This window comes from Mariniblastus fucicola (assembly GCF_008087665.1).
GTDB classification, from domain to species: domain Bacteria; phylum Planctomycetota; class Planctomycetia; order Pirellulales; family Pirellulaceae; genus Mariniblastus; species Mariniblastus fucicola.
In genome coordinates this window covers 4,641,016-4,654,690 of record NZ_CP042912.1, presented here as the reverse complement: position 1 = coordinate 4,654,690, position 13,675 = coordinate 4,641,016, and the positions used below count along the sequence as shown (strand labels likewise).

At 54.0% G+C, this 13,675-nt stretch carries 12 protein-coding genes; 6 read left to right on the top strand and 6 right to left on the bottom strand.

The window, feature by feature from the left end:
* The first annotated feature begins 27 nt into the window (after positions 1–27).
* A complete protein-coding gene (locus tag MFFC18_RS17245; RefSeq protein WP_075086142.1) occupies positions 28–3,486 on the top strand; it encodes a VCBS repeat-containing protein in 3,459 nt (1,152 codons plus the stop codon).
* 62 nt (positions 3,487–3,548) lie between these two features.
* Here MFFC18_RS17245 and MFFC18_RS17240 read toward each other — a convergent pair whose 3' ends face one another.
* From MFFC18_RS17240 to MFFC18_RS17230, 3 genes are all read right to left on the bottom strand, one after another.
* On the bottom strand, positions 3,549–4,076 hold the full coding sequence (locus MFFC18_RS17240; RefSeq protein ID WP_075086143.1) for a hypothetical protein: 528 nt from the start codon (positions 4,074–4,076) through the stop codon (positions 3,549–3,551).
* 76 nt (positions 4,077–4,152) lie between these two features.
* Complete coding sequence (locus MFFC18_RS17235; RefSeq protein ID WP_075086144.1) at positions 4,153–5,202, bottom strand: DUF1559 family PulG-like putative transporter; 1,050 nt, start codon at positions 5,200–5,202, stop codon at positions 4,153–4,155.
* Positions 5,203–5,698: 496 nt separating this feature from the next.
* Positions 5,699–6,805, bottom strand: a complete 1,107-nt coding sequence (locus tag MFFC18_RS17230; RefSeq protein WP_075086145.1) for a GntR family transcriptional regulator — start codon at positions 6,803–6,805, stop codon at positions 5,699–5,701.
* A 144-nt stretch (positions 6,806–6,949) separates the two neighbouring features.
* On the opposite strand from MFFC18_RS17230, the gene MFFC18_RS17225 reads away from it, so the two are divergent.
* A complete protein-coding gene (locus MFFC18_RS17225; protein WP_075086146.1) occupies positions 6,950–7,522 on the top strand; it encodes a hypothetical protein in 573 nt (190 codons plus the stop codon).
* Here MFFC18_RS17225 and MFFC18_RS17220 read toward each other — a convergent pair.
* From MFFC18_RS17220 to MFFC18_RS17210, 3 genes are read right to left on the bottom strand one after another with little or no spacing between them, the layout of a single operon-like run.
* Positions 7,510–7,809, bottom strand: a complete 300-nt coding sequence (locus MFFC18_RS17220) for a hypothetical protein (RefSeq protein ID WP_075086147.1) — start codon at positions 7,807–7,809, stop codon at positions 7,510–7,512. The genes MFFC18_RS17225 and MFFC18_RS17220 overlap by 13 nt on opposite strands.
* Before the next feature lie 17 nt (positions 7,810–7,826).
* Entirely contained in the window at positions 7,827–8,903 is a 1,077-nt protein-coding gene (gene leuB, locus MFFC18_RS17215) for a 3-isopropylmalate dehydrogenase (RefSeq protein WP_075086148.1), read from the bottom strand.
* A gap of 11 nt (positions 8,904–8,914) precedes the next feature.
* Positions 8,915–9,301 (bottom strand): hypothetical protein, encoded by a 387-nt coding sequence (locus MFFC18_RS17210; protein ID WP_075086149.1) that lies wholly within the window; start codon positions 9,299–9,301, stop codon positions 8,915–8,917.
* Positions 9,302–9,441: 140 nt separating this feature from the next.
* On the opposite strand from MFFC18_RS17210, the gene MFFC18_RS17205 reads away from it, so the two are divergent.
* The 4 genes from MFFC18_RS17205 to MFFC18_RS17190 all read left to right on the top strand — a co-directional run bounded on the left by MFFC18_RS17205 (position 9,442) and on the right by MFFC18_RS17190 (position 13,675).
* On the top strand, positions 9,442–10,758 hold the full coding sequence (locus tag MFFC18_RS17205; RefSeq protein WP_075086340.1) for a homoserine dehydrogenase: 1,317 nt from the start codon (positions 9,442–9,444) through the stop codon (positions 10,756–10,758).
* Positions 10,759–10,945: 187 nt separating this feature from the next.
* A complete protein-coding gene (locus tag MFFC18_RS17200; RefSeq protein WP_075086150.1) occupies positions 10,946–12,157 on the top strand; it encodes a cofactor-independent phosphoglycerate mutase in 1,212 nt (403 codons plus the stop codon).
* Between the two features lie 73 nt (positions 12,158–12,230).
* Positions 12,231–12,884 (top strand): ABC transporter ATP-binding protein, encoded by a 654-nt coding sequence (locus tag MFFC18_RS17195; RefSeq protein WP_075086341.1) that lies wholly within the window; start codon positions 12,231–12,233, stop codon positions 12,882–12,884.
* A complete protein-coding gene (locus MFFC18_RS17190; protein ID WP_075086151.1) occupies positions 12,881–13,675 on the top strand; it encodes an ABC transporter permease in 795 nt (264 codons plus the stop codon). Before MFFC18_RS17195 ends, MFFC18_RS17190 begins: the two co-directional genes overlap by 4 nt.

Genomic DNA, 13,675 nt, shown 5'->3' with positions numbered 1-13,675 from the left:
TAGTCACGGATCAAAAACGTAGTGATCATGCAAACAGAACGAGCTGTCATTTTGCTTTTCCTGTGCATCCAGTTTGTTGGTTGCGACACAGCGGAAACAAAAACGAAAACGGCCGATTCAATTGCTGAATCGTTGATGGTGAATCGCAACGAACCAGCGGACTATCGGAGCGTTTCAAATGGATTCACGGCAATCAGCAATGATCTCGCAATTAGAAGGCTGACCGTTCCATCTGAAGGGACGAACTCAGGTATCAAGTTTACGAAGATCACGCATTCCGGAATCAATTTTTCAAACTTCCTCGATCGCTCAAAGGCATTTCAATACATTGAGACCGGTAGCGGTGTCACCATCGGAGACTACGACGGTGATGGTTTGCAGGATGTCTATCTATGCGGGACCGACATTCCCAACAGGCTGTATCGAAACCTTGGCGGATTCAAGTTCGAGGACGTTACGTTTGAAGCCGGCGTCGATGGCTCCATACAAAGACAGGATCCCTGGTCGTCCGGCGCTTCATTCGCTGACATCGACAACGATGGTGATCTCGATCTGTATGTTTGCAACATGGCCGCGCCGAATCTGCTGTATATCAACCAGGGGGATGGTTCATTCAAAGAGCAGACAAGGATTCGTAAAGCCGACTATACCGGTGCGAGCAAAATCGCGAACTTTGGTGACTATGATCGAGATGGCGATCTGGATTTCTATCTTGTGACTTATCAGGACGCGCCCAGTACCGTCCGCAAAATGGTCGCGAGGAAAAACGGAAAGCCCTACATCGCCCCCGAGTTTTTGGAGCATGTGGCGCTCGTGGATGGGCATCAGATCAAGGCTGGAGAGCTGGATCGTCTGTATCAGAATCAGGGCGACGGCACGTTTGTGGAAGTGTCAGAGGCTGCCGGGCTCAAAGACTACGCGATGGGACTCGGGGCTCTCTGGTTCGACTACGATGACGATGGTTGGCCGGACATCTACGTCTCCAATGACTTTCGAAAATCAGATCGCCTTTATAGAAACCAGGGTGACGGAACGTTTGTCGATGTGCTTCCAGAAACAGTGCGACACACTCCGTGGTTTTCCATGGGCTTGGACATGGGCGACATAAACAACGACGGTTTGGTGGACCTGATTACGGCTGACATGTCCGGGACGAGTCACTACAAGCAAAAAATGGACATGGGTGCGATGAGTGATTCAGCGTGGTTCCTGAAGCGAGGTTCGCCGCGCCAGTACATGAAAAACGCGGTCCATATCAACTCGGGTGTTGGGCCGTTTTTTGAAGTCGCCGAAATGATGGGAATGTCGAGCACCGATTGGACGTGGGCGATCCGGCTTGTCGACATGGACAACGATGGGAAGCTCGATGTGTTCGCTTCCAATGGACACGCCCGAGATATTATGAACAGCGATCTTGGCGACCAGTTCGATGCACTCAAAGAAGAAGGCTCAACCGAAAAATGGGACGCACTATATTTGTCGATCCCTGCAAGAGAAGAGCCAAATCTTGCGTTTCGCAACGAAGGTGATCTCAGCTTCAAACCCGTATCTGAATCGTCCGGACTGAATCATGTTGGCGTAAGCCACGGTTCCGCATTCGGCGATCTGGACGGTGACGGAGATCTCGATCTGATTGTGAGCAACTTCTATGAGCCGGCTTTGGTGTATCGAAACGATTCAGACTCGGGAAGCCGGACGCTAATCGATTTTCGGTGCGGCCGAAACAATTTCTTCGGCTACGGCACGAAAGTCGAGTTCTGGCAAGGCGGACTAAAGCAAACTAAAGTTCTTTCGCCCGTTCGAGGGTATATCTCCGCTGATGCTCCCGTGCTGCACTTTGCGTCGGAATCAAGCGCCCCGATTGAAAAAGTCAAAGTGACTTGGCCCGACTCAACGGTGCAGGAATTTAAAGATCTTGATCCTGACTGTCACTATCGAATTTTTGAATCGGAGACGTCAATCGCTGCTCCCGCGGAACCTTATTCGAAACCTCTCTTCGTCGAGGTAAGTGGCGAGTTGCAAATTGATTTTCGGCATCGTGAAAACGATTTTGATGACTTTGCCCGAGAGCCACTTCTTCCGTTTCAGCCTTCGAGGCTCGGCAGCGCCGTTGCGTGGGCTGATGTGAACGACGATGGCTTTGCGGATTTGTTCTGTACCGGTGCCGCCGGTCAATCCGGGCAGCTTTACATGAATGTGGGTGGAACCAACTTTGTGAAGGCAGACGGTCCGTGGTCTGTTGACGATCAATTCGAAGATATGGCTGTTCTGTTTTTTGACGCGGACTCAGATGGAGATCCGGATTTATTGGTCACCAGCGGCGGCAATGAACATTCGCCCGGTTCAGCCGAGTATCAGGATCGGCTATATCGCAATTTGGGTGAGGGTAAGTTTGAGCGTGACTTGGACGCGCTGCCACGTTTGTCGGACAGCACAAGAGCCGTGACGGCTGGCGATTTTGACAACGATGGCGATCTGGATTTGTTCCTCGGGTCATATGCAATTCCTGGACAATACCCGGTCGCGACAGCCAGTCATCTACTGCGGAATGACGATGGGAAGTTCGTCGAGACAACGTCTCAAATGGGAGATGCCTTTTCCAGTCCCCGATTGGTCACGCACGCATCCTGCACGGATATCGATGGCGATGGTTGGATGGATTTGGTGTTGGCTCTTGAGTGGGGGGCAGTCACCGTCTTCAGGAACGAAGAGGGGAAAGGGTTCTCTGATCAGACCAGCGAACTTGGATTGAGCGACTTCAAAGGTTGGTGGAATCATATCCTGGCAACGGATTTTGATGGAGATGGCGATGTCGATCTGATCGCCGCGAACCAGGGACTGAATACGAAGTATCATGCCGACTCGAAGCATCCCCACCGAATTTACTTTGCGGATTTTGACGAGAATGGAACGCTCGATTTGGTCGAGTCAAAGTTCGAAGGCGATGTTGAACTACCCGTGCGAGGGAGAAGTTGCAGTACTCATTGCATGCCGTTTCTGGAAGACAAATTCAAAACCTACCATGATTTCGCAATTGCCTCTTTGGCGGACATCTACGAGCCGTCGATTTCGCAACAGCCATTTGTCGAAGTGAACTCACTTGAAAGCGCGATTTTCATCAACGACGAAGGGCGATTCATTCGTCAAAGTTTACCGCGGCTTGCACAGATCAGCCCGGCAAACGGAACTGTCGTTGCGGATTTCGATGGGGATGGAGTGGATGACATGGCGATTGCGAACAACTTTTTCGCTTCTCAGGTCGAGACCGGATTCATGGATGGCGGACTTGGCTGGATCCTGCGTGGCGAAAGTAAAGAGGCGGGAATTCAGTTCAGTTGCATGTGGCCTCAGAGCAGCGGCGTTGTCGTTGAGGGTCCGGCCACCTGTGTGGCGGCTGCAGATTTTGACAACGACGGAGATGTCGATCTTGCTTTTGCTGTCAACGATGGAAAAGTACGGATCTTCGAGAACAGAACTGTCGACTGACCAAATAGAAAAAGCTGCCCAATTGGGCAGCTTCCTTGATTCCTCGTTGTCTGTATGTCTGTCTACTCGATCGTTTGACTTTCCTGGTCCTCGTTCATGTTCTGGATGTCTCCAGGCCCGAGTCCTTTAAGTTTTCCAGTCCAGTAATCGTCGTATTCATCTTTCTCAAGCTCGCGTGGTGTGGCGAATGCGACAAGATATTTGCCGTCCACACCTTCGGATTCAAACACGATTGCATGGTCGTTGATTCCGTCGAGGCCCCAGCGAACTTTAAATGGCTGACCGTCGCGTTCGCTAACGAGCATGTCGTCGAGCTCTTCAATTGGGATTCCCATTCTCTCCAAGCGGCTTGCGGCGTTCGCGTCCGACTTGAGAAAGTCCATGAGCTCCTTTTCGTCCTTGGGGCCCTTGTACCTGTTCAGGTCCAGGTACATGGCATAGCAATTACGCAAACGTCGAATGTTACCCTTGTTTGCAGCCTTGATTTTGTTTGACACGGAATCACCATCGCCACATCCAGACAGGCCAAGACCGGCAAACATAATTGCAGCAATAGTCACGTATAGCAGTATCGATTTTGATTTGTTCATGAATTCACCTCGTAAGAAAAAAACCCACTTTCGAACTGAATCGAAAGTGGGTCGTTATAATTATTGGACTGCACGACTAGAAGTCGTCGTGGTTTACGACCGCACCGTCCGCACGAAGTGAAAGATCCCAGAGCACACTCCAGCTCATGTCCGTATTGAACGAGTGAGCTGAGCCGTCGCCGAGAACTGCTGTTGTTGTTCCCGGGTGAGGACCACCGTTCCCCTGCTCGTTAATCGTCGTTGCACCATAGCTTGGTTCAGCTCGAAGGTCACCGTCGCCCTTGAGGGGTTGGCAGTAACGATTGTTCGAGTGGTTTTGCTGCGTGAACTGACCGTAGGCTTCACCGATGATTTGCCATGCTGGAGAGTGAACGCCAGAGTACTTGGTAGCGTCAATCGACTTCTCCATAAGAAGAATTACATTCGTGGAGCCGTCAGTGATCGCCCCGAATCCAATTTTCGCGTGTCGTGCAAGATTTCCATCGTTGAGCTTTCCACCCTTGGCGATGATCCCCGCCCAATACTGGTTGGACGATTCATCGGCATCCCAGGCAAATTGAGCTTGGCCGTTCGCGTTGGCCCAAGCCCAGTCCGGTGCGACTGGAGTTCGGTCACTTGGGTGCCAGCCTGGGTATGTTCGACCGACGCTGGAGTAATCGAGGCAGGCCCATGTTGCTCCTTCATTCGTTCCCCAAATCCGCGCACCGCGGGACGGGCAAATAAATGCAGGGACTGGAGTGTCTTCGACGCGAGTGCTCAGGCCAGGAATCGCACCTCCCCAGCCGTATTCGCTTCGGAGTGCGTGAAGGTTGTTCTGCTCAATGAATGGCAGGATCTGAAACGAAAAGGTCGCGGTTTCAATACTGTACGCAGGATTGTCACCGAAATTGTCGGTCCAGCGTGAATCAAGGGTCGAGCCAGAAGTTGGGAACTTCATGTGAGCTGATTCGAAGTTCAGACAAGCGAGCCCGAGTTGTCGGACATTGTTCAGACATTGGGTTCGCCTGGCAGCTTCACGAACCTGTTGAACAGCGGGCAACAACATGCCAATCAGAATGCCGATGATCGCAATGACCACCAGCAATTCGACCAGCGTGAAGCCACGTCGCTTTTGTAGAGACGTCATAATCTTTCCTCGCGAAAAATGGAATTAGAGAACGCTGGAAATATATCGATTAGGGCTTTTCAATGGTGGATTATGCTCCGCAGGGATCTGTTTTTCAAAGCAATTGCTGTGTTTGCAGGTTGTTAGTGGGGGAGAATGTTGCCCATAGAGTAAATAGAGGCTGCTTACCGCCCGTTGAATGTGGCTGTCTACCCGATGACGCGGCCCATGAGTAGGGTTTTCTGCCACCAGCAACGCTCATTTTCCAACTCCGAGCCGTATTGAAGCAAGTTTAGTCACATTTACCAAGTGTCCTGCAAATAAGCTGCAATGTGATTGCTTGGGTTGCCGCAATTCAGGTTTGAAGATTGGTTATTGCCAGTTGGCTCGCAAGTGTCCGTGTGAAAGTGCTGGCAATACCGGGGGTGCGAACGCGCCGATCTGCATTTCAGGACCGAGTGCCGTTGAAATCTGGCTGTACTGCGGGGCACGCATGGCCCGATTCTTTGCGGTGCCGCTAGCCAGATTTTGCAGCGCCGCATGAATCGCGGACGACCAGTTCGACGTCAACGTGAATGTCGTGAGCGCACATTTTTCGGTTCTCGATTCGCCGGACCATCGTGTTGACGGCAGCGCTTCCGATCGCGCGGCAGGGTTGATGGATGCTTGTCAGTGGCACCATCGCCATGGAAGCAATCTTTACGTCATCAATTCCGATCATGCGAATGTCGTCAGGGATCTTAATGCCAAGCTGCAGCAGAGATCGCATCAGCATCATGGCTGTCGTGTCGTTGGCACAGATAATCGCTTCGGGCGACTGTTCGACAATGGAGTTGATGAACGCGGAATCTTCGAGATCGCCGCAGAACTCAAGTGTGTTTTTGGCGTCGATGCCACGCATGGACATGGCATGCCGAAACCCGGCAATTCGCAGGTCAATCGTCGGGGCGGAGACTTCCCGCGAGACATAGCCGATCCGCTTGCAGCCCAGATTGAGCATGTGATCGGCTTGCGTGCATCCCGCACGAAAGTTATCGATTCCGACCAGGTCAAAACGACTTCGTTTCGGAAGTCGTTCGATGTCGCGGTCGAGCAAAACGACAGAGATCCCGTTGGCGTCGAGTTGTTCTGCGATTTCGCGATTCGCAACCAACATCTTTTCAGAGAACTCAACAGGCGTGAAGAAAACGCCGGCAACGCCCAGACTGATGTATCGCTGGCAGAGATCGTAGGCGTTTCGTTCGTGGTCAATCGCTCCGTCTCCGTTGCCCGCCGAGTCAGCCCACAGCAGGCTGAGGTTGTGCTTTTGGCACTGCAGTGCAATCTCGCTGCAGATCGGTTGGAACAGTTCGTGTTCGCCGACTTCGGGAGTCAGGATGCCGATTAAGCTGGGTTTGGTTTGGGCTGGGACGCGAACGAACGAGCCAGATCCGGCCCGCCGTTCGAGGTAGCCTTCCATCTCAAGGTCCCGCATGGCGCGGGCAACAGTCGGCCGAGAAGTGCTGAATTGTCGCATCAGCTGTCCATCAGTTGGTAACCGGTCACCGGCCTGGTATGTCCCCCCAAGGATGGCTTGACGGACGTATTCCAGAATTTGTTGGTGTTTGGTCTTCTTTGCTGTCACGCCGTGCCTCCCCAAAGGTAATTACAGGAAGGTGACATCTTAGTTTGCTTTTGCTCATGGTGTAGGGGTGAAAATGTGAAGAAACACGCGTCAGAGGATTTCGGTACGATATTCGAGTCCAGTGTTTTTTACGTGTAGGCTGATATGAGCGACGACCAGTTCAAAGGCGACAATCCGTATACGACTCCTCTGCCCAACCCAGGCTATCAGCCGGGCCCGATGTCGATGGGGTCAGGAGGAGCGTATCTACGTCAGATGAAACCGCTTTGCATTTGCATGATCATTCAAGGTTCCCTCGAGATTTTGCTCGGAATCGGATACATCGCGATGGGCTTCGTCATGCCGAACATGATCATGAATCAGCAAGGCGGAGGCGGGCCGGCGATTCCTGCCGAGCAGCAGCAGATGATGCAAATGATGTTCGGACTGATTTACGGAGTTGGCGGCGGTGTCGCAATTGTCGCTGGCATCGTGCGAATCTTTGCCGGAGTGCGTGGGCTGTATTTGAAAAGTTACGCGCTCGGAATCACGTCGCACTTTTTGGGAATGCTGAATGTGGTGACGTGCTATTGCATCCCGACATCGCTGGGGTTGTGTATCTGGGGCAACATTGTTTACTTCAACCCGGAAGTCAAACATGCGTTCAAGCTCGTCGCTGACGGGCACGATCCAGCGGATGTCGAAGCACGCATGGCATCAGGAAACTATCCTGGCTGATCGCTGACGCAATCGGCACAAGGATTCTTGCCAGGTTTGAGTCCACTGACTTTGCAGAACGGACAGACGGTCGGATCAAAGTCAGGTTTTGCGTCCGGGTCCGGTTCGTCGCTGCGAGTGCCGATCGTATCGCGCCAACCGCATTCAAGGCACTTCAGTTCCCAGGCGTCGATCGTCAGGTCGTCTTCTTCGGATTCGTAGTGGTTGTACTTACAGACCAGCGGACACTGTTCGCGGTCCGGATCCTGTTTGCATTCGCCAGACGGCGGAATCGAAGGTCGTGTCATGCTGTTCCAGTTCGTCGCTAAACAAGTTCATCCAAAACGGCTTGTCCCATTTCCGATGTCGTCACCGGAGTTTCGCCTTCGCGGGCAAGGTCAGCCGTTCGCAATCCATTGGCCAGAACTCGCTGAACAGCGGCTTCGATTTTGTCTGCCATCGCGTTCTCGGTGAACGTGTAGCGAAGCATCATGGCGACCGAAAGGATCGTTGCCAGCGGGTTTGCGATCCCCTGCCCTGCGATGTCCGGCGCCGAACCGTGAACAGGTTCGTACATGCCTTTTCCGTCCGCGTTGAGTGACGCCGACGGCAGCATGCCAATCGAACCGGTCAGCATCGAGGCCGCATCGGAAAGAATGTCGCCGAACATATTGGTGGTCAGAATAACGTCAAACTGTTTCGGTGCACGGACCAGTTGCATGCAGGCATTGTCGACGTACATGTGCGAAAGTTCGACTTGCGGATACTCGCTGGAGATTTTGGTGACGACTTCGCGCCATAGTTCCGAAACTTCAAGAACGTTGGCTTTATCGACCGAACAGAGCCTTTTGTCTCGCTGCATGGCGGCCCGAAAAGCAGAATGTGCGATTCGTTTAATCTCTGATTCGGTGTACTCCATTGTGTTGAATCCGCGTCGCTGTCCGTCGACGGTCTCGATGCCGCGCGGCCCGCCGAAGTAGATGCCTCCGGTAAGTTCGCGGACGATCATGATGTCCAGCCCGGAAACGACTTCCGGTTTCAGCGTCGACGCATCCGCCAGTTCGGGATAAAGAATCGCCGGACGCAGATTTGAAAACAGACTCAACTCGCTTCTCAGTCCCAGCAGCGCCCGCTCCGGTCGAAGTTCTCGAGGAGCCGATTCCCACTTCGGGCCTCCAACGGCGCCCAACAGAATCGCGTTAGCGTCTCTCGCCGTCGAAAGAGTATCTTCAGGCAGCGGCGTGCCGTGCAAATCATAAGCGGTTCCGCCCACAGGCACGTGCACGCACTCAAAGCCGGCATCCGTCGCGGCGTTCAGTTTTTCGATGACTCGAACCGCTTCGGCGGTAACTTCTTCTCCGATTCCGTCGCCGGGGAGGACGGCGATGATACGTTTGCTCATGAAATTTTCATTTACCGTGGTGGTTTCAAAGTTAGCAGTATGGCTACTGAAACCAACAGGATAACCCATTCACCGATCGCGAGTCGATGAGTGAACGAGCCGATTCCTTCAAACCGAAAATAGGCGATCGTTCGAAACAAAACCAGACACGCATGAACGGTCAGGCAGCTGATCAGCGAAAATCGGACGGCGTCGCTCCACAGCAGCGGCATCAGCAGGATCAACGCCAATGCGAATTCCAGCCCGCCGTATACGGTGACGAACTCTGACTGACCGGAACCCTGCTGTAGCTGAAACCCGACTTCCTCCGACGTCGTTTTTGGATCCACGGTGCACCAAAGGGCCAGCCCAAGATAAAGCACACCGGTCAGGGCCAGAAAAATTTTTGCGGGGATCATGGTTGGCTCGTGATTCGGTTCGAAATTTCTTCAATTTGGCTGAGCATGTCAATTCACGGTTGAGCTACCAGTTTCCTCTCGATAGCATCGTCGCATCATCTACGGATTACCGTTACCCATCACCAGAAATCACCGCTTCAATGTCTGAGACGTCACAAATGGAAAAAACGGGAGTCGCGATTGTCGGAATGGGGACCGTCGGTGCGGGCGTTGCCAGATTATTGCTCGACCACGGAGACCGCACGGCCCGACACGCCGGCCGAACGCTGTGGTTGACTCATGCCGTTGTGCGGGACCTGGAAAAAGCTCGTGATGTGGAGCTTCCCGAAGGCGTTCTGACCGACGATCTGCAACGTGTGATCGATGATCCGGAAGTCAGCGTGGTCGTGCAGTTGATCGGAGGCATCGAGCCTGCAAAGTCGATTATGTTGCAGCTGCTTGAAAGCGGCAAGGATGTCGTCACGGCCAACAAAGCTCTCCTTGCCCAACACGGTCCCGAGTTATTCGATCGCGCCCGGGAGTTGGGTCGCTCGATCGCTTTCGAGGCTTCTGTCGCTGGCGGCATTCCGATCATTGCCAATATCAGTCAGTGTCTGTCGGCCAATCAGATTGAATCGTTGCAGGGAATTCTCAACGGCACCTGTAACTTCATCGTGTCCAAAATGGACGCCGAAGGAGCCGACTATTCGGTCACCGTCGCCGAAGCCCAGCAGCTGGGTTACGCGGAAGCCGATCCGACGATGGACGTCGATGGAACGGACGCGGCCCAGAAACTGGCGATCCTCGCGCATCTGGCTTTTGGGGCTCGCGTTGACTGGTCGCAGATTCCGCGTCGTGGAATTGATGGCTTGCAGGCGGTGGATTTCAAGTACGCCAAGCATCTCGGCTATCGCATCAAGCTGATCGCCCTTGCCCGGCTAACCGAAAGCGGTTTGGCGCTCGACGTCTCTCCGATGCTCGTCAAGATCGGCCAGCCGCTTGCCGAAGTTCGCGCCAACTACAACGCCGTCGGAGTCGTTGGCGACGCCGTTGGCCCGGTGTTCTTTCAAGGACAAGGCGCCGGTCAGATGCCGACAGCCTCTGCGGTGGTCGCGGACTTGATCGACACAGCAGTTGGACGTACTTCAATCACATTCGAAACGCTTGAGCTGTGGGCCAAAGGTCACGAACGCGTTGGCTTGGCGGACGTCGGAAGCCTGGTCAGTCGATACTATCTTCGGTTCAACGTTCAGGACGTGCCGAGTGTGCTTTCGAAGATCTCAGGGGCGCTTGGACGAAACGGGATTTCGATCGCGTCGGTCTACCAACACGATGTTGACCTGTCCAAAGAAGGTATCGTGCCGGTCGTGATTGTGACGAAGAATACTTCACAATCCGCCGTCGATACAGCGCTCGAAGAACTGAAGTCCGTGGACGCGATCGACGCCGTGGCTGAGACTTTCAAGATTCTGGATTAGCCTTCGGCGCTGTTGAATCTAGTGCTGTTTGCTGGTTCCGCGTGAGAGAATGCGGCTCATGGCTGAACGACGATTCACAAGTTCTTGATCAGCTCAGTTCTCCGCGGCAACCGCCTGTAACTCGGGGCGACCGACCGATACAATCTGCGCGAACGCTTCTCTGTTTTCGACTCAACGGCTACAAGTCATGAAATACGTCATCATCATCCCCGACGGCTGCGCTGACGAACCCCAGGAATCGCTTGGCGGGAAAACTCCGCTCGAATCCGCCAACACACCGGCAATGGATTCGCTCGCACGAGACGGGATTGTCGGACTCGCCAACCACACGCCGAAACATCTTCCGGCCGGTAGCAGCGTCGCGAACATGAGCCTGTTGGGCTATAGCCCGCTGGAAAATTACACCGGTCGTGCGCCACTCGAAGCCGCCGCTCAGGGGATCGAGTTGGGAGAAGACGACTGGTGCATCCGCTGCAACCTGGTCAACGTCGAAGACCAAACAATGAAGAGCTTCACAGCGGGCCATATTTCGTCCGATGAGGCCAAAACGCTGCTGCAGACGGCTCAGGAAAACGTGACCGATTCGCGGCTGGAGTTCATCCCTGGCGTCAGTTATCGGAACCTGTTGATGTTCCGCCCAACCGCAGGCAATCCTGCTCCGTTTAGCCAGGAAACTCGTGCCACGCCGCCTCACGATCTGACCGACAAGTCCGTTGCGGAAGACTTTCCTCGCGGCCCAGGCAGCGATCTGTTGGTTGAGTTGATGCAGCAAAGTCACGACTGGTTCGAGGGTCACGAAGTCAACCAGAAACGCGCCGCAGACTCCAAGCCCACGGCCTCCAATGTTTGGCTGTGGGGGCTTGGGCAGAAACCGAATCTGGCTCCGTTTGAACAGATCCACGGCGTCAAAGGAGCCATGATCACAGCGGTCGACTTGCTCCGCGGTTTGGCTGCATTGGTCGGTTGGGATCGCATCGAAGTCCCCGGGGCGACGGGCTACACCGATACGGACTACGCGGCAAAAGGAAAGTACGCGATCGACGCGCTGTCAAATTACGATCTGGTTTGCGTGCACGTCGAAGCGCCCGACGAGTCGTCTCACGAAGGTGATCTGGAGAAGAAAGTCAAATCGCTCGAAGAGATCGATGGGAAAATTGTTGGGCCGATCCTGGAGCACTTGAAAGCTTCCGGCGAAGAGTTCCGTTTACTCGTCACGCCTGACCATCCGACCTATCTCAGCACCAAAACGCACACTCACGGCGATGTGCCCTTCACGATTGCCGGAAATGGCGTCGAGCCCGATGCAGCGGAAAACTACTGCGAGAAAACCTGCGCCGCCAGCGGGCTTTCCATGCCCAACGGTTGGGATCTGATGCCGTTTTTCATTAAAGGAAACTAACGCCCGACAGGATTGCGGCAGTGAGGTTACGGCTTTGAGTCATGGCATTTTGCACGATCAAATCGGAAACAACATGTCTCTCATCGCCCACAATCTCGGCATCGCTTTCGACGGAACATGGATTTTTCGCAACGTCTCGCTGACGGTCGAATCTGGAAACCGAGTCGCGCTCGTGGGGCCTTCCGGCAGCGGCAAATCGCTGTTGTTGAAGTCGCTGGCGATGCTGCAGTCGGTAGACGAAGGCTACGTCGAGTGGCAACGTGAGAAAATCTCGGGCAGTCGCGTCCCCGGGTTCCGCGGCGAGGTGATGTACGTGCCTCAGCGAAGTGCCGATTCGGACGGAACGGTCGAAGACTTTCTCTCAACGCCCTTTTCGTTTGCAGCACACGCTGACAAAACCTTCGATCGCTCCGTGGCACTGAAACAGATCCAACAGCTAGGTCGCGGCGACAAGTTTCTCGCCAAATCACAGCGTGAACTCTCTGGCGGCGAACGTCAGATTGCAGCGATCGTCCGCGCCCTGATACTGGCCCCGAGTTTGTTGTTGCTGGACGAGCCAACGTCTGCCATGGACGGTGAAACCGCAGCGGCCGCCGAAGCGTTGATTGACGCGTGGTGCGATGGTGAACCCTCGCGATCAACCGTGTGGGTGACTCATGACAGGCAACAGGCTCAACGTGTTTCTGAGCGGGTGGTCGAGATGAATCAGCTGGAGTCCACGACGTGAGCTATTTGGAAATCTCTTTCTGGCATGTCGCTTTCGCGGCGATGCTAATTCTGATCAACGGAGCCATCTCGGTCGCGTTGAGTCTTAGGCTGGAAAAGACGCTGCTGATCGCCAGTGTGCGAACGGTCGTGCAATTGCTGCTGGTCGGTTTGGTGCTTGAGTGGGTGTTTCGGTTCGATCGTTGGTACGTAGTCGTGCTGCTCGGATGTGTGATGACGCTAATCGCCGGTTTCACGGCCGCAACGCGAGGGAAACGAACGTATGCCGGCATCTGGTTCAATTGCCTCATTTCCATTTGGGCAAGCGCGTGGTTTGTGACCGCGTTCGCGCTGTTTGTTGTTTTCGAGGGCACGGAAAAGTGGTACCAGCCGCAGTACTCTGTTCCGCTGTTGGGCATGGTGCTGGGGAATATTCTCAACGGCATCACGTTGGGGCTTAATGCGTTTACCGAGTCGCTGGTGAACCGCCGCGACTATATTGAATCCATGCTTTCCGCAGGAGCAACACGCTGGGAGGCGGCGATTGAACCGATTCGCGATTCCATTCGCACGGGCATGACGCCAATCATCAACGCGATGATGATTGTCGGGCTGGTGAGCTTGCCAGGGATGATGACCGGTCAGCTTGTTTCCGGAATGGATCCGATGCAAGCCGTTAAATATCAGATCGTGATCATGTTCCTGATCGCGTCCGCGACGGCGCTGGGGACCGTCGGCGTCGTTGTGTTAACATTTTTGCAATTGTTCAACAAAGACCATCAATTCCTTGGGCACCAAGTCATTTCACGTTAA

Excerpts from the sequence above, each read along its gene's own strand:
- MFFC18_RS17245 (WP_075086142.1), top strand. The coding sequence starts at position 28 with ATGCAAACAGAACGAGCTGTCATTTTGCTTTTCCTGTGCATCCAGTTT.
- MFFC18_RS17240 (WP_075086143.1), bottom strand. The coding sequence starts at position 4,076 with ATGAACAAATCAAAATCGATACTGCTATACGTGACTATTGCTGCAATT.
- MFFC18_RS17235 (WP_075086144.1), bottom strand. The coding sequence starts at position 5,202 with ATGACGTCTCTACAAAAGCGACGTGGCTTCACGCTGGTCGAATTGCTG.
- MFFC18_RS17225 (WP_075086146.1), top strand. The coding sequence starts at position 6,950 with ATGAGCGACGACCAGTTCAAAGGCGACAATCCGTATACGACTCCTCTG.
- MFFC18_RS17220 (WP_075086147.1), bottom strand. The coding sequence starts at position 7,809 with ATGACACGACCTTCGATTCCGCCGTCTGGCGAATGCAAACAGGATCCG.
- leuB (WP_075086148.1), bottom strand. The coding sequence starts at position 8,903 with ATGAGCAAACGTATCATCGCCGTCCTCCCCGGCGACGGAATCGGAGAA.
- MFFC18_RS17210 (WP_075086149.1), bottom strand. The coding sequence starts at position 9,301 with ATGATCCCCGCAAAAATTTTTCTGGCCCTGACCGGTGTGCTTTATCTT.
- MFFC18_RS17205 (WP_075086340.1), top strand. The coding sequence starts at position 9,442 with ATGTCTGAGACGTCACAAATGGAAAAAACGGGAGTCGCGATTGTCGGA.
- MFFC18_RS17200 (WP_075086150.1), top strand. The coding sequence starts at position 10,946 with ATGAAATACGTCATCATCATCCCCGACGGCTGCGCTGACGAACCCCAG.
- MFFC18_RS17195 (WP_075086341.1), top strand. The coding sequence starts at position 12,231 with ATGTCTCTCATCGCCCACAATCTCGGCATCGCTTTCGACGGAACATGG.